Annotated in this window: 16 protein-coding genes; 5 read left to right on the forward strand and 11 right to left on the reverse strand. The window is 64.1% G+C overall.

Annotated elements, in window-relative coordinates:
- Positions 1-97: 97 nt before the first annotated feature.
- The 7 genes from EXN22_RS13460 to EXN22_RS13490 all read right to left on the reverse strand — a co-directional run bounded on the left by EXN22_RS13460 (position 98) and on the right by EXN22_RS13490 (position 10,368).
- On the reverse strand, positions 98-3,022 hold the full coding sequence (locus tag EXN22_RS13460; protein ID WP_130264520.1) for a TonB-dependent receptor: 2,925 nt from the start codon (positions 3,020-3,022) through the stop codon (positions 98-100).
- Positions 3,023-3,136: 114 nt separating this feature from the next.
- Positions 3,137-4,081 carry a FecR domain-containing protein gene (locus tag EXN22_RS13465; RefSeq protein ID WP_130264521.1) on the reverse strand — a complete coding sequence of 315 codons (945 nt, stop codon included), beginning with the start codon at positions 4,079-4,081 and terminating at the stop codon, positions 3,137-3,139.
- Positions 4,078-4,590: a sigma-70 family RNA polymerase sigma factor gene (locus EXN22_RS13470; protein WP_233281621.1), complete on the reverse strand. Its 513-nt coding sequence runs from the start codon at positions 4,588-4,590 to the stop codon at positions 4,078-4,080. Before EXN22_RS13470 ends, EXN22_RS13465 begins: the two co-directional genes overlap by 4 nt.
- 281 nt (positions 4,591-4,871) lie before the next feature.
- The gene (locus tag EXN22_RS13475) at positions 4,872-6,251 is read right to left on the reverse strand and encodes a curlin (RefSeq protein ID WP_130264523.1); all 1,380 of its coding nucleotides are present in this window, start codon (positions 6,249-6,251) and stop codon (positions 4,872-4,874) included.
- 16 nt (positions 6,252-6,267) lie between these two features.
- Positions 6,268-6,738, reverse strand: coding sequence for a curlin (locus EXN22_RS13480; protein ID WP_130264524.1), 471 nt, complete (start codon positions 6,736-6,738; stop codon positions 6,268-6,270).
- A 16-nt stretch (positions 6,739-6,754) separates the two neighbouring features.
- A complete protein-coding gene (locus tag EXN22_RS13485) occupies positions 6,755-8,986 on the reverse strand; it encodes an Ig-like domain-containing protein (protein ID WP_130264525.1) in 2,232 nt (743 codons plus the stop codon).
- Positions 8,987-9,021: 35 nt separating this feature from the next.
- The gene (locus EXN22_RS13490; protein ID WP_130264526.1) at positions 9,022-10,368 is read right to left on the reverse strand and encodes a hypothetical protein; all 1,347 of its coding nucleotides are present in this window, start codon (positions 10,366-10,368) and stop codon (positions 9,022-9,024) included.
- Positions 10,369-10,617: 249 nt separating this feature from the next.
- Here EXN22_RS13490 and EXN22_RS13495 point away from each other — a divergent pair, with 249 nt between their 5' ends.
- The 5 genes from EXN22_RS13495 (at position 10,618) to EXN22_RS13515 (ending at position 19,140) form a co-directional block, all read left to right on the forward strand.
- Positions 10,618-12,072 (forward strand): sensor histidine kinase, encoded by a 1,455-nt coding sequence (locus EXN22_RS13495; protein ID WP_130264527.1) that lies wholly within the window; start codon positions 10,618-10,620, stop codon positions 12,070-12,072.
- Positions 12,073-12,410: 338 nt separating this feature from the next.
- Complete coding sequence (locus EXN22_RS13500; RefSeq protein ID WP_130264528.1) at positions 12,411-15,191, forward strand: multicopper oxidase domain-containing protein; 2,781 nt, start codon at positions 12,411-12,413, stop codon at positions 15,189-15,191.
- Between the two features lie 15 nt (positions 15,192-15,206).
- Positions 15,207-16,142: an SCO family protein gene (locus tag EXN22_RS13505; RefSeq protein WP_130264529.1), complete on the forward strand. Its 936-nt coding sequence runs from the start codon at positions 15,207-15,209 to the stop codon at positions 16,140-16,142.
- Between the two features lie 111 nt (positions 16,143-16,253).
- On the forward strand, positions 16,254-17,747 hold the full coding sequence (locus EXN22_RS13510) for a sensor histidine kinase (RefSeq protein ID WP_130264530.1): 1,494 nt from the start codon (positions 16,254-16,256) through the stop codon (positions 17,745-17,747).
- A complete protein-coding gene (locus tag EXN22_RS13515; protein WP_130264531.1) occupies positions 17,716-19,140 on the forward strand; it encodes a sigma-54-dependent transcriptional regulator in 1,425 nt (474 codons plus the stop codon). The genes EXN22_RS13510 and EXN22_RS13515 overlap by 32 nt, the downstream gene beginning before the upstream one ends.
- Before the next feature lie 46 nt (positions 19,141-19,186).
- On the opposite strand, the gene tenA is transcribed toward EXN22_RS13515, so the two are convergent.
- The 4 genes from tenA to gspG are packed head-to-tail and all read right to left on the reverse strand — an operon-like array spanning position 19,187 to position 22,182.
- On the reverse strand, positions 19,187-19,849 hold the full coding sequence (gene tenA, locus EXN22_RS13520) for a thiaminase II (RefSeq protein ID WP_130264532.1): 663 nt from the start codon (positions 19,847-19,849) through the stop codon (positions 19,187-19,189).
- Positions 19,850-19,852: 3 nt separating this feature from the next.
- Positions 19,853-20,500, reverse strand: coding sequence for a TenA family protein (locus EXN22_RS13525; protein WP_130264533.1), 648 nt, complete (start codon positions 20,498-20,500; stop codon positions 19,853-19,855).
- Positions 20,501-20,556: 56 nt separating this feature from the next.
- Positions 20,557-21,744 (reverse strand): type II secretion system F family protein, encoded by a 1,188-nt coding sequence (locus tag EXN22_RS13530; protein ID WP_130264534.1) that lies wholly within the window; start codon positions 21,742-21,744, stop codon positions 20,557-20,559.
- Positions 21,745-21,759: 15 nt separating this feature from the next.
- A complete protein-coding gene (gspG, locus tag EXN22_RS13535; protein WP_130264535.1) occupies positions 21,760-22,182 on the reverse strand; it encodes a type II secretion system major pseudopilin GspG in 423 nt (140 codons plus the stop codon).
- Between the last annotated feature and the right edge of the window lie 103 nt (positions 22,183-22,285).

Here is a 22,285-nt window from a genome sequence, read left to right on the forward strand (position 1 = left end):
TCGTGAGTAAACCCTTCAGAAGAAAAATAAAATATTAACGAAGCAGGGTGGAAAAACCCTGCTACGCGCACTGGAGTGTGATAGAGGCTAAAAGCCACTAAAACTGCAGGGATGCTGCCAGGCTTGAGGTACGACCGGGCGCCGGCATCATGCTCTGTGACATCGGGTCGAGGTAGTACTGGTCGGTGAAGTTGTAAACATTGAAACTGACCTTGAGTTCGTCGCTGACCTGGTAGTCGGCGAAGTAGTCGTAGATCCGCGCTTCCAGGTAGTGCTGCTGGGGTGTGGTGGTGCCCACGTGCCAGCTCTTGTCCAGCACGTACATCGGCCCGCTGGTGTAGCGCATGCGTATCCCGGTCGCCAGCTTCTGCTCGAAGGCCTTGGCGCCCAGCACCAGGTTGACGCTGTAGCGCGGCGGGTTCTGGGTGTTGGTGTAGGAGCCCTGGAAGCCGCCAGTGGTGCAGTCCGGCGTCTCGGTTTTGCCGCCGTCACGCAAGGCTTGGGCAAAGGCGCGGTCGCAGGTTTCGGCCTTGATGTTGTAGACGTACGAGGCATCGGCGAACCACCAGTGGCTGTCGTAATGGCTCTGCAGCTCGACGCCCTGGGTGGTGAAGCTGTCGACGTTGCGGATCTTCAGCTCGCCGTTGAAGCCGGGGCGGCCTTTGGGGTTGTAGCGGTAGTTGCGGGTGACCATGTCGTCGATGGTGTTGCTGAAGTAGGCCAGCTTGATCCCGGCCTGGTCGTTGTCCAGCAACAGGTTGCTGCCCTTGAGCGAGGCACCGACCTCGAAGGTTTTCATCCGCTCCGGGCGCAGGTCGTAGTTGGGTTGCGCCGACCAGGCACCCAGGGTGGTCTCGAACAGCGATGGCATGCGCATACCCTGGTTGTACAGGGCGTACGCCATCAGGTTCGGGGTGAAGGCGTAGCTGACGCTGTAGGCCGGAGCGAAACCGTGGCCAGACAACTCGGCGTTGTCGGCAAAGCCTGCAAACTCGGCGTTCCACCACGGCGCGTCGGGGGCGGCGCCAGCGGGTGCGGCATACAGCGCCTGGCGGTTGCGGTCGTGGATGCGATAAGCACTGTAGCGTCCACCGGCGGTGAAGGTCAGTTCCGGGATCGGCTTGTATTCCAGGGCGCTGCTCAGGCTGTACTCGTTACGGTAGGCGTTGCGTTCGATGCGGTTGTTTTCCAGGTCGTCCTGCCAGGGCTTGCGGCTGGGGTCGATGGTCTCATAGAGGTAGGAGGCGCCATAGGTCAGGGCATAGTCACCGACACCGGTGACCCAGCGGCTGGTGTTGCTCAGATCACCGCCAATTTTGAGGTTGGTCAGGTCCGACTCGAGCGATTTGCGGTACTTCTCGCTTTGTTCGTCCTGGTAACCCTGGCCCCGTTGCGGCGCGGTAAAGCCGATGTTGTTGTACATGATGCTGCGCCCGAAGGTCGCCCAGGCATGGCCGTTGAGATCGATGTAGCGCGCCAGGCTGTCATCCTCCGGGCGCCACTTGAATTCGCTGGTGAGGGTGTGCAGCTTCATGTTGCCGGGCTTGAACTGGACCATCCGGTTGGCGCCGCTGTAGTCGTAGACCGGGTCCAGGGTCTCGCGCACATAGCAGCCGGTGCTGTCCCACATGTTGTCGCCGTCCGGCACCGGTGCGTCGATGGCCGAGCACTGCTGGTAGTACTCGGGGTCGGCGCGCATCCAGAACGCTTCGTCGTAGCGGTCGATGTCCTTTTTGAAGTCGCCCAGTGGCCAGGTCATCGACGGACCGGTGCGGCCAATCTGCGAGGGCATGATTTCACCGAAACTCGAATCCATGTAGCGGTAGCCCAGGCCCAGTTCCATGCCGTTTTCCCGGTACAGGGTGCCCTTGAGCATGAAGGATTTGTTGTGGGTGCTGGAGTTCAACACTTCTTCACCGGGCCAGTAGTTGCGCGCCACGGTGTTGGCATCGACCAGGGCGCCGCCGCTGATTTCCGAGGTGTCATAGCGCGAATAGCCGTGCTTGCCGGCAAAGTAGTTGTTGTTGCGCCGTTCGGCATAGGCGGCCACCAGGTCGAAGGCTTCATCCTTGTGGGCAAACGCCAGGCTGCGTGACCAGTCGTGGGCGTGCAGCAGGTCGTTGCGCTCGGTGCGCGGGCGCACCCGGTAATCGCTGGGCACATCGGCTGTGCTGTTGTCCGCCAGCGAGCCGCGCAGGCGCCAGCCTGTGGTTTCGCCGGGTTTGAGGATGTCCTCGACGGTCAGTGTCTGCATCTCTACCGAACCGCCAATGGCCCCGGAAGCGGCGGCGTCCAGGCTGGGCCCCTTGTTGACGGTGACGCTGCTGATCAGGTCCGGGTCGATGTAGGCCCGTTGCGCGGTGCCGGCGTAACCGCGATAGACATCCAGCGATTGCTGGCTGCCATCGACTTTTACCGGCACTCGGCCCTGACCCTGGATACCGCGGATGTTGACCTCGATGCCACCGCCATTGCGCCCGTCGGAGGTCTGCACACCGGCGATACCGGCGAGCAGGTCGGCATTGGAGCGGCCGCGAAAACGTTCCAGCTGTTCCAGGTTACGGGTTTCGATGGAGCGCGGCACGCCGTAGTCCTTGAGCCCGTCCTCGTCAGTCTGGTCCTTGACCCGGGTCGCGCCGAGCTCCAGGGCATCGCTGGCTTGCACGGCCTGCTCAATCAGGACCCGGCCGTCGTCACTGAAGTAGGCACTCAGGCCGCTGCCGGCCAGCAGTTTGCTCAGGGCCTGGGCGGGCGAGTAGTGGCCCTGCAGGCCCAGCGATGGCTTGCCTGCTGTCAGGCGGGCATCCACTGACAGCAGCAGGCCGGCGTTGGCGGCAAACTGGGTCAGGGCCTGGTCGAGGTTGCCGGCGGGAATCTGGTACAGGCGTTGTTCCTGGCGGGCAGGTTCGGCCTGGGCCGGCATTGCCAGGCAGCAGCAGGCGGCGCTGAGCAGGCTGCCGAACAATCCATTGCGGATCGCCAGGCTCAGGGTGGACGGGCAGGGTGGCAGCAGGTTCGGCATCCCGAAGGCTCCTTTGAGAATGCGAATTGGTTAGCGTTGATGACTAACCCGAACGAGCGCCGCAAACCGACAATGGTTTGCGCAAATATTTTTTCAAACGAGCAGGGGAGGTGTTTAGCGTGCCTTGACGCTCACCCAGTAACGGCTCAGGTAGTGCACCTGGATCGGCAGGCTGTCGCGCAGGGCGGCAAGGGTGCGGTCGCTGTCGGCCAGGGCGAACACGCCGGTAATGGGCCATTGGGCGACGGCTGGCTCACAGCGGATGACACCGCGCCGGTGGCGGCTCAGTTCTTCGAGGAACTGCCCCAGGGGCTGACGCTCGGCGATCAGCCGGCCGTGTTCCCAGGCAATGCTGTTGCGCTCGGCCGCATGCTGCGGGCCACAGCCTTGCGCGTTGAACCACAGGCCGTTGCCGGCCTTGAGCAACTGCTCATGGCCAGCGCTGGGGCGGATCATCACGGCGCCTTCGAACAGTTCGACACGGCTGCCGCCTTGCAGCTCGCGCACGGCAAAGTGCGTGCCCAGGGCCTGTATTTCACCGGCGCCGGTCTGGACCTTGAGCGGCCTTGGGTCCTTGGCACTGGTCAACAGCAGTTCGCCTTCAAGCAGGTGGATGCGTCGTTCCTGTGGGGTGAACTGGATATTCACGCTGCTGCGGCTGTTGAGCAGTAACTGGCTGCCATCGGCCAGTTGCAGGCGGCGTACTTCACCGGGCGCGCTGCGCTGATCGGCCATGGCCTCGCGCCACGGCAAGTGGCGTTGGCCCAGGTAGCCACTGCCGCCCACCAACAGCACCAGGCACAGTTGCCTGAGCAGGGTGCGCCGGCCCTGGCGCTCTTCGAGCACGCTGCGCGCGGTTTGCGCAGGCACTGCGGCGAGGGTCTGCTGCAGGGCTTGCAGGCGTTGCCAGGCGCGCTGGTGCTCGGCATTTGCTGCTTGCCAGTGGGCGAAGGCCAGGCGCTGTTGCGCATCCAGCGGCCCGTCCCAGTGCAGCATCAGCCAGTGACTGGCCTGCTCGACAATCGCCGCGTCGATCGGTGCATCGCTTGCCGTGTTCATTGGCTGTAGAGCACCTGGTAGCAGGCCTGGATGGCGCGGATCATGTACTTCTGCACCGAACTGACCGTCACCCCCAGGCGCTCGGCGATGTCGGCGTAGCCCAGGCCTTCGAAGCGTGACAGCAAGAAGGCGCTGCGGACCTTGGCCGGCATGCGGTCGAGCATCTGGTCGATCTGTTGCAGGGTCTGCAGGATCATTGCACGGTCCTCCAACGAAGGCGTCTGCGGTTCGTCCAGGTGGGCGATGCTGGCCAGGTAGGCCTGCTCGATGCGTTGCCGGCGCCACTGGTCGATCATCAGGTTGCGCGCCAGTTGCACCAGGTAGCTGCGGCCTTCGTCGTGGCCGGGCAGGCGACCGCTGACCAGCAAGCGCAGGAAGGTGTCGTGGGCAATGTCGGCGGCACGTTCGCGGTCGCCCAGGCGCTTGCGTAGCCAGGCCTGGAGCCAGCCGTGGTGATCGCGATAAAGGCCATGGAGCTGTTGCTGGGGGGCGGGGAAGGTAGGGGGCACCCGGAGATCCTGAAACATAAAAGATGCAGTTGCGAATTGTTCGCATTATACGGGTAAAAAAAGAACCGTGACCACCCTGCGGTGAGTCACGGTCAAGTTGGGGAGAATCAGGTGGCTTTGTGGGAGCAACTGTCTTGATGAAAATCTAAAAAGCTTGCGCGATCTCTGTGGGAGCGGGCTTGCCCCGCGAAGCGATGTGACTGACAGACCGCTATCGCGGGGCAAGTCGAATCGTCGCACCGCCGCTCCCACCCCCACCCGCTCTAGGCAGTGGCTCCAAATTACTGCTGCAACACCGTCGCCTGGTTACCCGCACCAAACTGCTGGACGGTGGCGGTCATGCTTGCGCCGCTCTGGTCAACCATGGCCTGGTTGACCGAGCCGCCCTGGGTCACGTAGGCGACGTTGACGCCATCGGCCTGCTTGATACTGGCCTGGTTGTTGTCGCCGTACAGCTGCCAGGTATGGCTCTGGTTGCCGCTGCCCGATTGCTCGACCTTGATGCTGTTGGCCTCGCCGCTGCTCAGACCAGTGGCGTAGTTGGCGGTGCCGCGCTGGTCGGCGATCAGCAGGTTGTCGCTACCGTTCTGTTCGAAGTACAGCTCGTTGTTGCTGTCGACCTGGGTCAGGTTGGCGGTGTTGCCCGTGCCGTTCTGGTTGATTTCGGCGCGCTGGGCACTGCCGAACTGGCCGCCATGCTTGTCGCCCTTCCAGTTGCTGGCCAGGATCTTGTTGCCCGTGCCGGTGGAGGTCACCGTCAGCACATGGTTGTCGCCTTGCTGATAGGTGTAGGCGAGGTTGCCCTGGCCGTGCTGGTACAGCGAAGTGGTCGACTGCATCGACTCGTACTGGTCGGCGTAGCTGGCGTTGAGACTGCCGGCCTGAGTGATGCTGGCCAGGTTGCCCTCGCCGAAGCTCTGGTCAACCACGCTTTCGTTGGTCTGCCCGTACTGAGTCACCGCCGCCTGGCTGCCCAGCTGAGTGTCCTGCCAGACTTCGCTGGAGTTGGCGCTGCCGTTCTGGTTGATGGTCACGCTGCCGTCCTGGCCCTCGCGCTGGTCGCCATAGGCCCAGTTGTCATCGCCGGCCTGGTAGATGCCGATCTGGCCATTGTTGTAGTTCAGGTGTTCGGCGGCGCTGTAGTTGCCGCTACCGGCCTGGATACTCAAGGCGTTGTTGCCGCCTCCGCCAAATTGCTGCTCGACAAAGGCACGGTTATTGTCACCGAACTGCAGGGTGGTGCCCTGGCTGCCGGTCTGGCTGTCCTGATAGATGAACGAGAAGTTGCCCGTGCCTTGTTGCTGCTGCTGGGCGCTGTTCTCGACGCCCAGCGACTGGCTGGCGTGGGTGTTGTTCAGGGCCCCGGCGTTGTGCTGGTTGATCTGGCTGCCGAATTCGAACAGTTGCTCGGCGTAACCTGCGTTGTAGTCACCGGCGCCACTTTGCTGGATCTGGCTGTTGCCGCCTTCCTGCTTGGCCGCATGATTGTTGCCCAGGCCCAATTGGTTCTGGGTGGTGGTACTGAGCGGCGCGGCGATCTGCTTGACCTCGGCGATGTTCTCGGTGCCGTACTGGTTCTGGGTCGACTGGCTGTCGTCGGCCATGGCCTGGCCGGCAACGGCCAGGACAATGGCGGCGCTTAAAGGAGCGAGCTTGAACATGGTGGTGCCTCCAGGTTTAACGGTATTGGTTGACTTGCACGCGCTGACCGTTGCCAGCCTGGATCACCGAGCTTGAAAGCCCGCTGCCGGCTTGTTCGATGCTGGCGCTGTTGCTGTTGCCGTACTGTTCGATCTGCGCGCGGTTGTTGCTGCCGCTCTGGCTGATCGAGGCGTTGTTGCCGTAGCCCTGCTGGTTGATCGTGGCCATCAGGTCGTTGCCTTGTTGCAGGATGTACGCCTCCTGGGCGCCGCCTTGCTGGACGATGCGCCCGAGCAGGGCCTGGCCGTCCTGGCCAATGGCGGCGCGGTTGGCCTGGCCGTTCTGCTCGACCTGGGCTAGCTGGCCGCTTGAAGGCGCCAGCGGCTGCATCGACAGCTCGCCCAGGTCGCTGCCCATGGCCAGGTCAGCGTTATCCAGCAAATCGTCGGCCAGGGCGGCCTGACCGATCAGGGTCAGGCTCAACAACAAACCGGTCAGGCGCGCCATGGTCGTTCTCCTGCGGTTATTGCACGGTGACTGGCACGCTGCGCACGGTGCCCTGGCTGCTGCGAATGGTCGCCGTCGGCGCTGCCGTCGGGATCACCGTGGTGCTGTTGCTCACCGTCAGCCGCCAGCGTCCGGTCAGTGGCACCGGTGTACTGCCCAGGGTGACCAACCCGCTCGGGGTGGTGACCTGCACGGTGATGGTGTTGCCGGTGGTCACCGACGAAGTGCCGGAGATGTCCCAGTTGTAGCGGTTGTTGGACCGTGCGGTGACCGTTGCCGCCGTCACTGCGAAGGTTTCCGCCGCGGGCCGTGGCGACACCTGCACGGTCACCGTGGCCGGTGCCGACAACGCACCGAGGCTGTCGCGGGCGATGTAGGTGAAGGTGGCGGTGAAGGCGCTGGTGACGGTGGCCGGCGGGGTGTAGGTGACCTGGCTGCCGTCGGTGCTCACCGTGCCGCGTCCGGGGGCTGGCTGGCCGACACTGGCGACCGCCAGTGGCAGGTTACCTTCCGGGTCTGTGTCGTTGCCCAGCACGTTGATCGGCAAGGTCACGCCTAGCGTCGCGGCGCTGTCATTGACGGCGGTCGGCGCCTGGTTCGGGGCGACGTTGACGGTCACCGTGGTCAGCGCCGATTTCAGCCCCTTGCTGTCCTGGGCGCGGTAGCTGAAGGTGGCCACCAGAGGTGCATTGACCACCGCCGGTGGGGTGTAGGTGACTGCGACGCTGCCGTTGAGCGCTACCGTGCCCTGGCCGCTGGCCGGCTGGGTGAGGTCGCTGATGCTCAGGGGCACGTCGCCATCCGGGTCGCTGTCGTTGGCCAAGAGGCTCAGGCTCAGTGGCACACCAAAGCTGGTGCTGCCGCTGTCGGCCTGGGCCACCGGTGGCCGGTTGGCGGCCTCGACCGGTGCATTACCGACCACCACCACCGGCTCGCTGTCGCTGCCGCCGGCGGCGGATTTGACCGTGACCGTGGCCGGTGGTTGCGTCAGGTCGTTGACCGTCAGGGTCTGCACGGTGCCGGATTTAGACAGCCGGCCATAGCCCTGGGCGACCAGGTCGGGCACCTGCACTTCATCGCTGGAACTGGCCTCGATGCGCAGGCGCTTGTTGGCCCAGTCATAGCGCGCGGTGGTCACCTTGACCACATCGCTGAGCTTGCTCGACAGCGCCGTAGGGCGGGTGGCACCGGTCGGGTCGGTGGCGGTCAGTACCACCACCGCAGGCGGTGCGGCGTTGCTCAGGTGCTGGGCGAAGAACAGGCCGTTGTTGTCGGCCAGCAGGTTGAACTGGCACGGCGAGGGCGGTGTGCCCGGTACCAGCGCCAGGGTTTGCCGCAGGCACAGGCTGGCATTGTTCGGGGCCTTGGCGAACACCTCGATGCGGGTGCCGGCGCTGGTGCGACGGTAGCTGGCCCGTTGCAGTTCGGCCGGGGTCTGCTGGCGGGGGTCGAGGACCTTGCCGGAGACGGTGAACAGGTTGGTCTGGATCGTCCCGGCCGGACCCTGGATACGCACGAAGTTGGTGTTGTTGGGGCTGCCGGTGACCGCCTCGGTGATGTTCGGGTCGCCGATGTAGGTTTCGCTGGCGCCGGTATCCGGGTTGATCTCGCTGTAGGGCCCGCCAACCCCGCGCAGGAACGGCCCGACGGCGCCGTTGAGCACGCCGCTGAAGTCGCCCGGGGCGCCGATGCCGACGTCACGGGTGATGTTGATCGCGCGCCGCCCGGGTGCGGTGACATTGACCGTTTCCACGCCATAGGGGTGGGTGATCACGTAGGTGCCCGCCTGGGGCACCGAGACCCGGATGCGAATACGGGCGAAGCTCTGCTGGTCGCCGTCCACCGGGTTCTCGCTGGCGAACGCGGCTTCGATGCCGGCGACATAAACGTCCAGTTCATAGCCACTGTTGCCCACCGCCGGGATCGCGGTTTCGGCCAGGTACCAGAACATCTCCGGCGGCCAGTTGTCGGGGAATACCAGCGGCAGGGCATCGTCATAGACGCCAGGCTCGGGCAGCAGTGTGCACATGTAGTTGGGCGGGACCGAAACCGGTACCCGCGAGCTTGCCGCCCGCGACTGGCACAGCTCCAGCGACAAGTTGCCATGGTCCTGGTACCACATCGGGTAACGCCCGGTGGCCAGGGTATAGGGGCCGGGGTCGACCGCCTTGAGGCCGGCCCAGGCAGTGCCGGCCAGCGAAAGGGAAAGCCCGGCTGCGCAGAGCGCCAGGCGTGGCCAATTGTTCATGCTGCCTCCTGCTACGGGACGTGGCGTAAGAGTGTTCATGGCACGAGCACCACTTCTTCGCTGTCGCTACCGCCGTTGGCGCTGGTCACCGTGACCTTGGCGGGCGGAATCGGCGACAGGCCGGTGGTGAGGGTCTTGACCGCGCCATTGCCGCTCAGGGTGCCGATCGTGGCGCCGTTGCCGGTGCTGGCGCTGAGCACCGGTGGGCTGGTTTCGTCGCTGGTGCTGGCCACCAGGGTCAGTTGCCCGGAAGCCAGGCTGAACTCGGCGCGCTGGATCACCACCAGGTCGGTCAGTGGCAGGGTGACGGTGGTGGGCGTGCTGCTGGGGATCGCCAGGTGGTTGTCGGCAGTCACCTGCAGGTTCATCGGCAGCGCCGGGTTGAGCACCGACTGGGCGTACCAGGCGCCGGTACTGTTGGCCTCGCTTAACTCCAGGACGGGCGTCTGGCTGCTCAGGGTGGCGCTGGCCGGTGGCGGTGGAGCTTGCACGAACACATCCTGCTGGGCGCGCAGGTCGCCGTTCTCGCTGTGGCGCGAGTAGGTGCTGCGCTGGGCGATCACCGGCGTTGGCCGCGCCACTTGCGACAACTTGCCCGAGACTGCAAACAGCTCGGTGCGCAGGTCCAGGCCGTTGGGCCCCTCGATGCGCACGAAGTTGGTGTTGAACGGGCTGCCGGTCACTGCCTCTTCAAGGTTCGGGTCGCCGATGAAGCGTTCGCTGGCGCCGGTGGCCGGATTGGTTTCGTTGTACGGGCCGCCCACACCGCGCAGGAACGGGCCGACATCGCCCTTGAGCGCGCCGGTGTAGGTTTTCGGCGAGCCGATGCCGATGTCGCGGGTCATGTTGATCGCCCGCCGCCCGGCTGCCGGCACATCGAAGACTTCGACGCCGTAGGGGTGGGTGACGATGTAGGTGCCGGCAGTGGGCACATCGACGCGGATACGCACCCGGGCGAAGCTGACTTGATCACCATCCACTACATCTTCGGCGGCGAAGGCGGCCTCGATGGCGGTACCGTAGCTCAGGTCGATGCCACGGGCGGCGTCGACGATGGCGGCATCGGCGGTAAACCAGAAGGTTTCATCGGGGTAGTTGCCCGGGAAACTGATCGGCTGGGTGTCGTCGAACACCCCGGGAGCCGGGTTGAGCACGCACATGTAGGAGGGCGCGCCGGGGGCGCCGGGCACCCGTGAACTGACCGCCTTGGTCAGGCACAAGTCCAGCACCCGGCCATGGGTGTCCTGGTACCAGGCGGCAAAGCCACCGGTTGCCGGCAGGTACGGGCCGGGGTCTACTTCGAACAGTGCGGCCTGGGCCGGTGCCTGGATAATGCTCGCCAGGATCAGCACAGCCAGTGGGTGGGGCGTTGGACGGTGCATGAGTCTTCCCTCTTGCAATCGGGCCCATGGACTTGGGTCGTCTGCACAGGCATCGGCAACATCCGTACCAACACACTGTCAAAGCGCCGCAGACCGCGGGGGGCAAGGGCTTGCCGGGGCAATACCCGGTCGTCGTCGCAGGCCAGGGGAAGGGGCGTGAGCCCCAGGGTTGGGGGCAAGTGGGGAAAGCCTGCGGGGATTTTCCCGGGCTGGGCTATAACCTATGGAGTGTTCATTCAGGAGTCAGTGATGAGCAGCCAGCCGCACCTCGATTCGTCGCCTGCAAGCATCGCAAGCCCAGCACCTGCCAGCGGGCGCAAGCCGTTCGACTTGCTGCGCTGGTATGCCTTCGTGAGCCTTGCGATCATCCTCTCGGTGGCGGTGGGCCTGGGGTTGATCTCCAGCCGCTTCGTCATCAATGAAAGCGTCGAGCGCGATGCCTTGCTCACCGCCCAGTTCATCCAGGCGATTGCCCAGGCTGAAGTGCGCCACGTCTCGATTCCCAACGTGCGTACCATGGGCGAGCTGCTCGACCCACGGCTGGACCAGGCCTTCCCCGACGTCGACCCGCAGGCGCGACGCAGCGCCCGGGGCGAGTTTCTCGACCATGTCGCGCACCTGCCTGACGTGCTGCTGGCCAATATCTACGCCCCGGACCGCCTGGTGATCTGGTCGAGCAACCCGGCGTTGGTGGGCAAGATGATCGAAGCCGACGATGACCTGGACCATGCTTTCGATCAGAAAATGCGGGTGTCGGCCAGCTATCACAATGTCGACCAGGCGCGTGCCGAGCAGAAGTTCATCACCCCGCCCGAACAGCTGTTCATCGAGAACTACATCCCGTTGTTCGACGCCGACGGCAACAACGTCACGGCCATGGTCGAGATCTACAAGGAGCCTCACGACCTGATCCTGCGTATCGAGCGCGGCTTGCTGCTGATCTGGCTGGCCACCGCCATCGGTGCGGGGCTGGTGTACATCAGCCTGTACGGCATCATGCGTCGCGCCGCCCGGCAATTGGCGGTGCAGCAAAAGCGCCTGGTCAACAACGAGACCTACGTGGCCCTGGGCGAGATGTCCTCGGCGGTGGCTCACAGCCTGCGCAATCCCCTGGCGAGCATTCGCTCAAGCGCCGAACTTGCCCAGGAAATCGAAGAGGGCCCGGCGCAGAAGAACATCGGCGACATCATCAGCCAGGTCGATCGCATGTCGCACTGGGTGCGCGAGTTGCTGCAGTCGTTGCGGCCGCTCGACGACACGGCGGTGCCCGTGGACCTGCAGCGCGCGTTGCAGGACAGCCTGCAGGGCTTTGCCCCACAGTTGTTGCGCAGCGACGTGCGCCTGCAGTTGGGTGAGATACCTTCGGTTCAGGTGACCTGCCAGCCGGTGTTGCTCGGGCAGATCTTCACCAGCCTGATCGCCAATGCCCTGGAGGCCATGCCCGAGGGCGGCGAGTTGCGCATCGAGCGTGTGCGGCAGAGCCGCCAGAGCTTGACGTTGCGCCTGTGCGACAGCGGCAAGGGCATGACCCAGGAGCAGCAAAGCATGGCCTTCAAGCCGTTTTTCACCACCAAGCAGGGCGGGCTCGGGGTCGGGCTGATGCTGGTGCGGCGGATCATGGAGCGTTTTGGCGGCGCGGTGAAACTGAGCAGTGAAGAGGGCCAGGGGACCTGTGTGCTGCTGACATTCAAACTGGCCGAATAGACCCACAGGCCATGGGTGGGAGCGGGCCTTGCCCCGCGATGCGCCGCGCGGGCGGCGCTCGATCTAAAGCGCGCTAAAACCTTTGCGGCGTACACCTGGCAGACGCCACCCCATCTCAAGCCGTGCGCCTTGCCGCCATTACCCAATCCAGAGACGTGCAGGTACCCATCGCGGGGCAAGCCCGCTCCTACTTTCCCCGGTTCTGGGTGAGCCTTTTTATAAAATTAAACATTAAGTATTAGAGTTAACTATCTGATAAATAACATCTAAATATCTTGATACAGATATGGCCAAGTAATTGCACAACGACATTACCGGTCCCAAATCTGGTGAAGATAATGAAAACCCCATGCCTGTCCCCACGCGTTCTGAGCATCGCGCTGGCCATCGCCTTGCTCGCCGACGCCAGCGCCAGCCCCATCGATGACGTCGACCCGCCCGAGCCTGGCGATCCGTCGGCCTTCAGCGACCCGCCTGCCGATGCCGCTGGGGCCCTGAACGCCATCCTGCAGCAACCAGAGGCCAACATTGGCGCCTTCGACCTGCCTGAAGGCGAGGGTGACCGCAACACCCCGCGCCAGGAAAACGAACGCCCGCCAGCCTTGCAGACCAGCTTCAACTACCCCACCAACGGCGTGCCCAGCCCGCTGTTCGGCGCCCAGCCGTTCAGCCAGCAGTTGTTGCTGTTCGAAGAGTTCGGCCCGGCGCGGCTGGATCCGACCACCCCGGCCGGGTTGCTGGTGCTCCCGGCACCCGCCAGCGGCCCGGCGCCGCAGCAAGACCCGTTGAATGTCGCACGCAGTTCACCACCCGGGGCGTTGCTCGATGCCTTTCTCAAACAACCGGGACTGACACCTTTCCCTGGGCAGTTTGCCAATGTCATCGACCGCAACCCCTGGCAGGCGCAGATCGAGCAGTTCCTCAACCGGCATATCGGCTCTGCCGCCGAAGGCCGGCCGCCAGGCAAGGGCTGGTCGCACCAGCGCTGGAACGAGTTCTACCCGCAAGCGGCCTACAAGACGGCGCAGGCCGGTGCGCGGATCAATGGCGGGTTGCGCGATACCCTGCAGATGCACCATTACAGCGTCGGCGAATTCGGCCCCGGCGGGCTGTACTACAACACTGCAGGCCAAGCCAATACCCTGGGGACTACCAAGGGCGTCGACACCCGTTTTCATCCCAATATGCCGCTGCAGGACCACAAGTCGCTATGGACCTTCGACGGCACCCTGCCAGCCAAGCTGCTGATGGTGCGCTACGGTCAGCCGCTGTTGATGCGCCATTACAACGCCTTGCCGATTGATCCTGCAGCCAACCACGGCTTTGGCCTGCACACCATCAGCACCCACGAGCACAATGGACACTCTCCGGCTGAAAGCGACGGCTACGCCAATGCGTTCTTCTTCCCCGGCCAGTACTACGACTATCGCTGGCCGATCCAGCTGGCCGGCTACGATAGCATCAACACCCGCGCCGAAGATCCGCGCGCAGCGTTCCCCTGCACGCCGGGCGAGACCCTGTGGGTCAACGATGTCAACCCGGGGCTCAAAGCCTGTGACAACGGCAGCATCCGCATTCGTGGCGACTGGCGCGAAACCATGAGCACCCACTGGTTTCACGACCATATGCTCGATTTCACCGCGCAGAACGTCTACAAGGGCAACGCTGCGATGATGAACTACTACAGCGCCCTGGACCGCGGCAACGAGGCCTTTGACGATGGCGTCAACCTGCGCCTGCCCAGCGGTTCGGCGCTGTCGTGGGGCAACCGCGACTATGACGTCAACCTGTTGATTGCCGACAAGGCCTGGAACCAGAACGGCCAGCTATGGTTCAACCCGTTCAACACCGACGGTTTTCTGGGCGACCAGATCCTGGTCAACTGGCAGTACAAGCCGTACCTGGATGTACGCGCGCGCAGCTACCGTTTACGCATTCTCAATGGCTCGGTGTCGCGCTACCTGAAGCTGGCGCTGGTGCGTGAGGTCAAGGGCGGCGCGGGTGAGTTCGCCGGGCCCAAGGGCTCGGGGCTTTCCTATGCGCGGGTGCCGTTCCACATGATCGCCAACGACGGCAACATCATGGAGCATGCGGTGCCGTTCGACGGCAGCATGGACCTGGACGCCGACGGCGACCGGCAGGACCACAACGCCATCCTGCCGACCCAGGGCATCGCCGAGCGTTTCGACATCGTGATCAACTTCGCCAGGAATGGCATCAAGCCCGGCGACAAGCTGTTCCTGGTCAACCTGCAGGCCCACGACACCGGCAAGGGTCCCAAGGAAGAGATCGCCCTGGCCGACGTGCTTTCGGAAAAATACCTGGCGGTGATCAAGCAGACCAGCAAGGGCCCACAGTGGGACAAGGGCGACCCGACGGTGACCAAGGTCTTGCAGTTCAACGTCAAGGCCTACAGCGGCCAGGACCTGGCCATGGACCCGAGTGCCTATGAGCCAGCCAAACCTGGCAAGGCGGCCGGCAAGGTGATGATCCCGCTCAAGCTGCACCGTGACGACCCAGCGGACATTGCCCGCCTGGCCCAGGCTCGTCACCGCACCTTCATTTTCGGCCGCTCCGACGGCACCGACCAGGCGCCCTGGACGGTCAAGACTGACAACGGCTTTGGCTTCCACATGGACCCACGGCGGCTGAACGCGGCGCCACAACTGGCCAGCGGCCCGACCGATGCCGGCGCCAGCGGCTTCGGCACCCTGGAAATCTGGAAGATCCAGAATGGCGGCAATGGCTGGAGCCACCCAGTGCACGTGCACTTCGAGGAGGGCATCATCCTCAGCCGCGGCGGCAAGGCCCCGCCGGAATGGGAAAAATGGGCGCGCAAGGACGTCTACCGCATCGGCAGCGAGGCCGATGGCCTGGACAACGTCGAGGTGGCGATCAATTTTCGCGAGTTCGCCGGCACCTACATGGAGCACTGCCACAACACCCAGCACGAGGACAACTCGATGCTGCTGCGCTGGGACATCGAGCACCCGGGGCAGTTGCAGTTGATGCCCACGCCGTTGCCCAGTTGGGATGGAGTCAAGTACGTCAACTCTGCAGCGCTGCCCACCTGGCGCAGCGGTGATGGCAAGGGCCCGCAAGTCAAGGTCGGCAAATAGCCGGGGGAGGTTGCCATGGGCGTTATCGCGCGGTGCCTGGCGTTGCTGTGGTTGTGCCTGAGCCTGCCGGGGCTGGCCGAGGAGGCCACACCCTGGGGGGCGCAGTACTTCCCCAACACCGAATTGATCGACCAGGACGGTGAACACCTGCGGTTTTTCGACGACCTGATCAAGGACAAGGTGGTGGTGATCAACTTCATCTTCACCGGTTGTGGCGACTCCTGCCCGCTGGAAACCGCGCGCCTGCGCCAAGTCCAGCAACTGCTGGGCGAGCGGGTCGGGCGTGAGGTGTTCTTCTACTCCATCAGCATCGACCCGCTCAGTGACAGCCCCGAGGTACTCAAGGCCTACGCCGGCAAGTTCAAGGTTGGGCCCGGCTGGCGCTTTTTGACTGGTGACAAGCAGCAGATCGATGCCCTGCGGCGCACCCTGGGCCTGTTTATCGAAGGTGTCGACAACGGCCGCAGCCGCGACCATAACCTCAGCCTGATCGTCGGCAACCAGGCCACCGGGCGCTGGATGAAGGCCTCGCCCTTTGAAAACCCGTGGATTCTTGCCGACCAGTTGGCCAACAGCCTGCAGAACTGGAAACAGCCCAGCAGCGAGCAAAGCTACGCCGACGCCCCGCAGATCCGCCCGCCGAGCAGCGGCGAGGAGCTGTTTCGCACCCGTTGTGCGGCCTGTCACAGCCTTGGCCCGGAGGATGGTCAAAGCTCCGGCCTGCGCGCGGTCGGCCCCGACCTGTTGGGGGTGACCCGGCGCCGTGAGCACCGCTGGCTGAGCCGCTGGATTCGCGAGCCCGACCGCATGCTCGCCGAACACGACCCCCAGGCCATGGCGCTCTACCAGCAGTTCAACGCCGTGGCGATGCCCAACCTGCGCCTGGGCGAGGACGATGCCCAGGCCCTGCTGACGTTTCTTGAAGAGGAGGCCGTGCGCCAGCTGCAATAGAGGCAAAATACTATCACTGCACCCCAGGCCATTAGTTTTGATATACGACGCCTGCCGGCGCGCTGGGCTATAAGTTCTAAGAAAAAAGCATGCACGGCAGGATCAGACCCGATGCAGATGCTCAACAAGAAACTGGCCGATGAGGGCCCCGACAGTCAGGCTACCCGCCAACCCTTGCGCCAGTTCAACCTGTTGCGCTGGTTCTCGCTGGTCAGCCTGTTGATCATCGCTTCGGTGGCAGGCGGGTTGGGCTATGTGTCAACGCGCTTCGTGGTCACCGACAGCGTCGAGCGCGATGCCATGCTCACCGCCCAGTTCATCCAGGCCATGGCCCAGGCCGAAGTGCGCCACTCGCGCATCCCGCCGGGTACCACCATGGGCGAGTTGCTCGACCCGCGCCTGGACCAGCATCACCCTAGCGTCACCCCGACCCTGGCCGAATCCACCCGGGTGGAATTTCTCGACCATGTCGAGCATCTGCCCGACACCTTGCTGGCCAATGTCTACGCGCTGGACCGGACCATCGTCTGGTCGACCAACCCGGAACTGATCGGCAAGAAAATCGAAGGCGATGATGATCTTGACCAGTCCTTCGAGTCGAAGGTGGCGGTGTCGGCCAGCTATCACAAGGCCGACGAAGACCGCGAAGAACAGAAGTTCCAGCGCGAGCCGCAGTACCTGTTCATCGAAAACTACATCCCCATGTTCGACAGCCAGGGCAAGAAGGTGCTGTCGATGGTCGAGGTGTACAAGGAACCCCAGGACCTGGTGCGGCGCATCCAGCGCGGTTATGTGCTGATCTGGGCTTCGACTCTGCTGGGAGGGGCGTTGATCTACTTTGGCCTGTTCTGGATCGTGCGCCGCGCGGCGAGCATGCTGCAGACCCAGCAAACTCAGCTGGTGGCCAGCGAAACCTTTGTCGCCCTGGGCGAGATGTCCTCGACAGTGGCCCACAGCCTGCGCAATCCGCTGGCCAATATCCGCTCCAGCGCCGAGCTGGCCCAGGACATTGCCAGCGCGCCTGCGCAAAAGAACATCAGCGACATCATCAGCCAGGTTGACCGCATGTCGCGTTGGGTACGCGACTTGCTGGTATCGCTGCGGCCAATGAACGACGATGCCGAAGCGGTCGAGCTGGTGGCGGCGATCGATGACACCCGTCATGCCTATGCCCAGCAACTGGAGCGGCACAAGGTCCTGGTGCAGGTCGACACGCCAGAGGTGGCCTGGGTGATCAGCCAACCAGTGTTGCTTACCCAGATTCTCAACAGCCTGTTCGCCAACGCCCTGGAAGCCATGCCCAGCGGTGGGCGGCTGGAGCTGGCGGTGCACAGCCTTGAAGACGGCCGGCAACTGCAACTGACCTTGAGCGACACCGGCAAGGGCATGACCCAGCAGCAGGAACGGATGGTCTTCAAGCCGTTTTTCACCACCAAACAGGGCGGCCTCGGCGTCGGCCTGGTGCTGGTCAAGCGGATCATGGAACGTTTTGGCGGCTCGGTGAGCCTGGCCAGCCGCGAAGAGGAAGGAACCCGTGTTTGCCTGATCTTCAACGGTGCAGTGGGAGGGGAACATGGAGCAGAGCATTCTGGTAGTCGAGGATGATGAAATCCTTGCCGAGAACATCCAGACCTACCTTGAGCGCAAAGGCTTCGAGGTCACCGTCTGCCACAGCGCCGAAGCGGCTCTGGAGCAACTGTCACGCTGCCAGCCCGATGCGGTGCTGACCGACAACTCGCTGCCAGGGATGAACGGCCATGAGCTGCTCAAGGCCTTGAGCCAGCGTGCGCCGGAGCTCAAGGTGATCATGATGACCGGCTACGGCAATGTTGAAGACGCCGTGCTGGCGATGAAAGAGGGCGCCTTCCACTACCTGACCAAACCGGTGGTGCTGGCCGAACTCAAGCTGATGCTGGAAAAGGCCCTGGCCACCGAACGTATGGAACGCACCTTGTCGTTCTACCAGGAGCGCGAGGCGCAAAAATCCGGCGGCCAGGCATTGATCGGCGAATCACCGGCCATGCTTGGCCTCAAGCACACCATCGGCCAGTTGCTCGATGCCGAGCAGCGCATGGCCAGCGGTGACCTGCCACCGGTACTGGTGGAGGGCGAGACCGGCACCGGCAAGGAACTGGTGGCGCGCGCCCTGCATTTTGATGGCGTGCGCAGCAAGGGGCCGTTTATCGAGTTCAACTGTGCGTCGATCCCGGCCAACTTGCTGGAGGCAGAGTTGTTCGGCCATGAGAAAGGTGCCTTTACCGATGCCAAGGACCGCCGGGTCGGCCTGGTCGAAGCTGCGGACGGCGGCACCTTGTTCCTCGACGAGATCGGCGAGATGGACCTGCTGCTCCAGGCCAAGCTGCTCAAACTGCTGGAAGACCGCACCATTCGCCGCATTGGTGCGGTGAAAGAGCGCAAGGTCGACCTGCGCATCATTAGCGCCACCAACTGCAACCTGGAACAGATGGTGCAGCAGGGCAAGTTTCGTCGTGATCTGTTTTTCCGCCTGCGCATCATCTCGATCAAAGTGCCCAGGCTGTATGCCCGTGGCGAAGACATCCTGCTGTTGGCCCGGCATTTCCTGGCCTTGCACGGCAAGCGCTATGGCAAACCGAACCTGCGCTTTAGCGATGAGGCCGAGGAGTTGATGCTCAACTACAGCTGGCCGGGCAACGTACGTGAACTGCGCAACATGCTCGAGCAGACGGTACTGCTCGCGCCGCAGGAGGTGATTGCCCCGCATCAGCTCAACGTGTGCATGAGCCTGGTGGATGAACCCCTGGAGATGCCAACGCCAGTGGCGCACGAAGCCTATGGCAATGGCGAGATGGCCTCGGCGAGCTTGCCGGAAGTGGAGCGCGACATGGTGCGCAAGATGCTCGACCGCACCGACTGGAACGTGACCAAATCGGCGCGGTTGCTGGGCTTGAGCCGCGACATGCTGCGTTACCGCATCGAGAAGCTTGGCCTGACCCGGCCGGACAAACGGCAGTGGTAGTGCGGGCCGCATCGCGGGGCAAGCCCGCTCCCACTTGTCCCGCGAATTACCCCACAGCATCCAGCCCCATTTGCCAGAAGTCGGCTTCCAGCCGCGAGGCCTGGGCGAAGATCTTGACCAGGTCCTCGAAGCGACGTTCGGTCATGCTCCGCGCGGCCAGGTCGTCCAGGTGCGCACGGGCAGCAGTGGCGACGCCCTGGTAGGCGGCGCCGGCGTACTCGCCGATCCACTCGCGATACGGGTGATCGCCCAGCGCCTGGACACCGTTGGGTGTCAGTTGGGTGCCGATTTCGGCGTAACCGATTACGCACGGTGCCAGGGCCACGTGCAGGTCCAGCAGGTCACCGGCAGCACCGCAGTCGAGAACGAAGCGGGTGTAGGCCACGGTGGCCTGATGCTCCGGCGTTGCCGCCAGATCTTCGGCCGACAACCCCCAGCGCTGGCACAGGCGTACGTGCAGCTCGGTTTCATCGAGAATCGCCGCAAGCCCGGCCTGAGCGGCACGGATATCGGCGAGGGTGCGGCTCTTGTAGGCGGCCAGGGCCCAGGAGCGGGCGAACTGGATCAGGAACAGGTAGTCCTGTACCAGGTACTGGCGAAACGCCGGTTGCGCCAAGCTGCCGGCACCCATCTGGCGGACGAAGTCGTGCTCGACGTAGCTGTGCCAGTCGGTGGCAGCGGCCTGTTTCAGGCGCTCGAAGATATCCATGGCTTACCCCTTGAGGTCGTAGGCGGCGTCGAAGAACGCCTGCTCCAGCGCAACGCTGCGCAGGAAAAAATCGCGGCTGAGCTGCGCCTGATCCGGCCCGACCCGGTCCAGTTCGGCGCGCAGGAAGGCGACGAAGTCCTGGAACGCCGGGCTGTTGTGCAGGGTGATCCATTCGGCGTGCTCGAAGCGCGGCGGCAAGGGCTCGCGGGCCCGCAGGGCCCAGTCCAGGTACAGGCCTTCGGCAACGTTGAGCACCGCCAGGGCGGCGGCGTAGGAGCGGGTTGCGGCGGCCTCGCGCATGATCGCCTTGAAACCGGCAGTCGGCACTGAATCCGGCGCTTCAAGGCGCTGCGCCTGGCTGACGCCCAGGGCTTGGAAGGCACGCAGGAAGTAGGTGTTCTCTTCACCGGCAATCATCCCGGCAAAGCGCCCCAGGCGAATGCGTGCCTCGAAGGTGTCGGCGCTGGCCATGGCGGCGCCGAGCAGGGTCAGGAAGGCATCGATGAAGCGGTGGTCCTGAATCAGGTAGTTGATCAGCACCGGGTCGGCCAGGCTGCCGTCGAGCAGTTCGTTGACGAAACGGTGTTCGATGCACTGGGTCCAGCTCGGTTCACTGTGCTGGCGAAGGCTGTCGGTAAAGCGCGCGGTCATGCTGCTGTCCTTTTTCGGCTGGCCGAATCTATACAGCAAGGCCCGGGGATTGTCATCTAGTGGATGCTCGAGGCCAGCTCGAAAATCGGCATGTACATCAAGATCACAATCAAGCCGATCAGCAGGCCGATAAAGGTCATCAGCAGCGGTTCGAACAGGCGCACGAACCACTCGATCCAGCGGCTGATTTCTTCGTCGTAGAAGTCGGCGCTGCGCTCCATCATCTGCCCCAGATTGCCCGACTGCTCGCCGGCGCGCAGCAAGCGCAGCGACACGGGGGTCACCAGTTGCCCGGCCTCGAGCGCCGCCGACAGCGACAGGCCTTCCTTGACCCGTTCACAGGCCTGCTCAAGCCGCAGTGCACTGGCCGCGCCGAGCAGGCCGCGGGCCATGGCCATGGCGGTGAGGATCGGGATACCGCCTTGCAGGAGGATCCCCAGTGAGCGATAGAATCGCGCCAGTTCATACATCACCAGGCGCTGGTGCAGGGCCGGTAAACGCTGCAGCTGGCGGTTCAGCCAGCGGCGCACGCGCAAGTTGCGGCGCAGGCCGAACAATAGCGCCATCAGCAGTACAAAGCCGCTGCCCATGGCCAGTTGGTGGGCGTGCAGGAACATCCCGGCCTGCATCAGCCAGCGCGACATCCATGGCAGCTCCGTGCCCAGGCCTTCAAACACCAGGCTGAAGCGCGGCACCACATAGCCCAGCAGAAACAGCACCACGCCGCCGCCCACCAACAACAGCAACAGCGGGTAGATCGAAGCGCTGACGATCTTCTGCCGCACCGCGTCCATGCGCTGGCGATAGGCGACGTAACGGCCCAGGGCATCGCCCAGGGCGCCGGTCTTCTCGCTCGATTGCACCAGCGCCACGTACAGCGGCGGGAACACGCTGGGTAACTGCGCCAGGGCCTGGGACAACGACTTGCCTTCATACAGCAGGCGCACCAGCTCACTGAGGGTCTTGCGTGCCTGGGGCGCGGTCTCTTTCTCGGCCAGGCTCTCCAGGGCATCGATCAGGGGCAGGCCGGCGTTGAGCAGGGTGGTCAGCTCCTGGCTGAACAACACCAGGTTGAACACCTCGCTGCGCCGCCAGCGCAAGCCGGCCAGGCGCTGGCAACTGCGCACGCTGACCACCCGCAGGCCTTGCTGCTCGACCTGCTCGCGGGCCTGGCCCGGGTCCTGGGCGTCGACCTGGAGCACGACCACGCCGGCTTTGCCCAAGGCTTTGAGTTCATAGCGCATGCGCACGCCCTCCGGTTATTGCCAGCTGGTGATCTCGGCGTTCTCGCCATCGCCGCCGGGCTGGCCGTCCTTGCCCATCGACAGCAAGTCGTACTCGCCGTTTTCCCCCGGTTGGCGATAGATGTAGCTGCGGCCCCAAGGGTCTTGCGGGACCTTCTTCTGCAGGTACGGGCCCGACCAGCGCACTTCGTCGCTGGGCGCCACCACCAGGGCCTGCAGGCCTTGCTCGGAATTGGGGTAATGCCCCACCTCCAGGCGGTACAGGTCCAGGGCCTTGCTCAGGCCTTCGATCTGCGCCCGGGCCACCTTGGCCTCCGAGCGCCCCAACTGGCTGAAGTACTTGGGCGCGACGATGCCGGCCAAGAGCCCCAGCACCACCAGCACCACCAACAGTTCGAGCAGGGTGAAGCCGTGTTGCGTGCGGTATGTGTTGTTCATTGCCAGGCCCTCCACAGGTGTGCTGCAAGGGCTTATGCAAATGCCGTGCGCGTCTGCGCCGGGCCTTTGCCCTGCGGCCCTGGCAAGGCGGCACAGTGCTTGC

Origin of the sequence: Pseudomonas tructae (assembly GCF_004214895.1) — a bacterium.
Lineage (GTDB): Bacteria > Pseudomonadota > Gammaproteobacteria > Pseudomonadales > Pseudomonadaceae > Aquipseudomonas > Aquipseudomonas tructae.

Coding starts and splice junctions, on each gene's coding strand:
- EXN22_RS13460 (WP_130264520.1), bottom strand. CDS start 3,022: ATGCCGAACCTGCTGCCACCCTGCCCGTCCACCCTGAGCCTGGCGATC.
- EXN22_RS13465 (WP_130264521.1), bottom strand. CDS start 4,081: ATGAACACGGCAAGCGATGCACCGATCGACGCGGCGATTGTCGAGCAG.
- EXN22_RS13475 (WP_130264523.1), bottom strand. CDS start 6,251: ATGTTCAAGCTCGCTCCTTTAAGCGCCGCCATTGTCCTGGCCGTTGCC.
- EXN22_RS13480 (WP_130264524.1), bottom strand. CDS start 6,738: ATGGCGCGCCTGACCGGTTTGTTGTTGAGCCTGACCCTGATCGGTCAG.
- EXN22_RS13485 (WP_130264525.1), bottom strand. CDS start 8,986: ATGAACAATTGGCCACGCCTGGCGCTCTGCGCAGCCGGGCTTTCCCTT.
- EXN22_RS13490 (WP_130264526.1), bottom strand. CDS start 10,368: ATGCACCGTCCAACGCCCCACCCACTGGCTGTGCTGATCCTGGCGAGC.
- EXN22_RS13495 (WP_130264527.1), top strand. CDS start 10,618: ATGAGCAGCCAGCCGCACCTCGATTCGTCGCCTGCAAGCATCGCAAGC.
- EXN22_RS13500 (WP_130264528.1), top strand. CDS start 12,411: ATGAAAACCCCATGCCTGTCCCCACGCGTTCTGAGCATCGCGCTGGCC.
- EXN22_RS13505 (WP_130264529.1), top strand. CDS start 15,207: ATGGGCGTTATCGCGCGGTGCCTGGCGTTGCTGTGGTTGTGCCTGAGC.
- EXN22_RS13510 (WP_130264530.1), top strand. CDS start 16,254: ATGCAGATGCTCAACAAGAAACTGGCCGATGAGGGCCCCGACAGTCAG.
- EXN22_RS13515 (WP_130264531.1), top strand. CDS start 17,716: ATGGAGCAGAGCATTCTGGTAGTCGAGGATGATGAAATCCTTGCCGAG.
- tenA (WP_130264532.1), bottom strand. CDS start 19,849: ATGGATATCTTCGAGCGCCTGAAACAGGCCGCTGCCACCGACTGGCAC.
- EXN22_RS13525 (WP_130264533.1), bottom strand. CDS start 20,500: ATGACCGCGCGCTTTACCGACAGCCTTCGCCAGCACAGTGAACCGAGC.
- EXN22_RS13530 (WP_130264534.1), bottom strand. CDS start 21,744: ATGCGCTATGAACTCAAAGCCTTGGGCAAAGCCGGCGTGGTCGTGCTC.
- gspG (WP_130264535.1), bottom strand. CDS start 22,182: ATGAACAACACATACCGCACGCAACACGGCTTCACCCTGCTCGAACTG.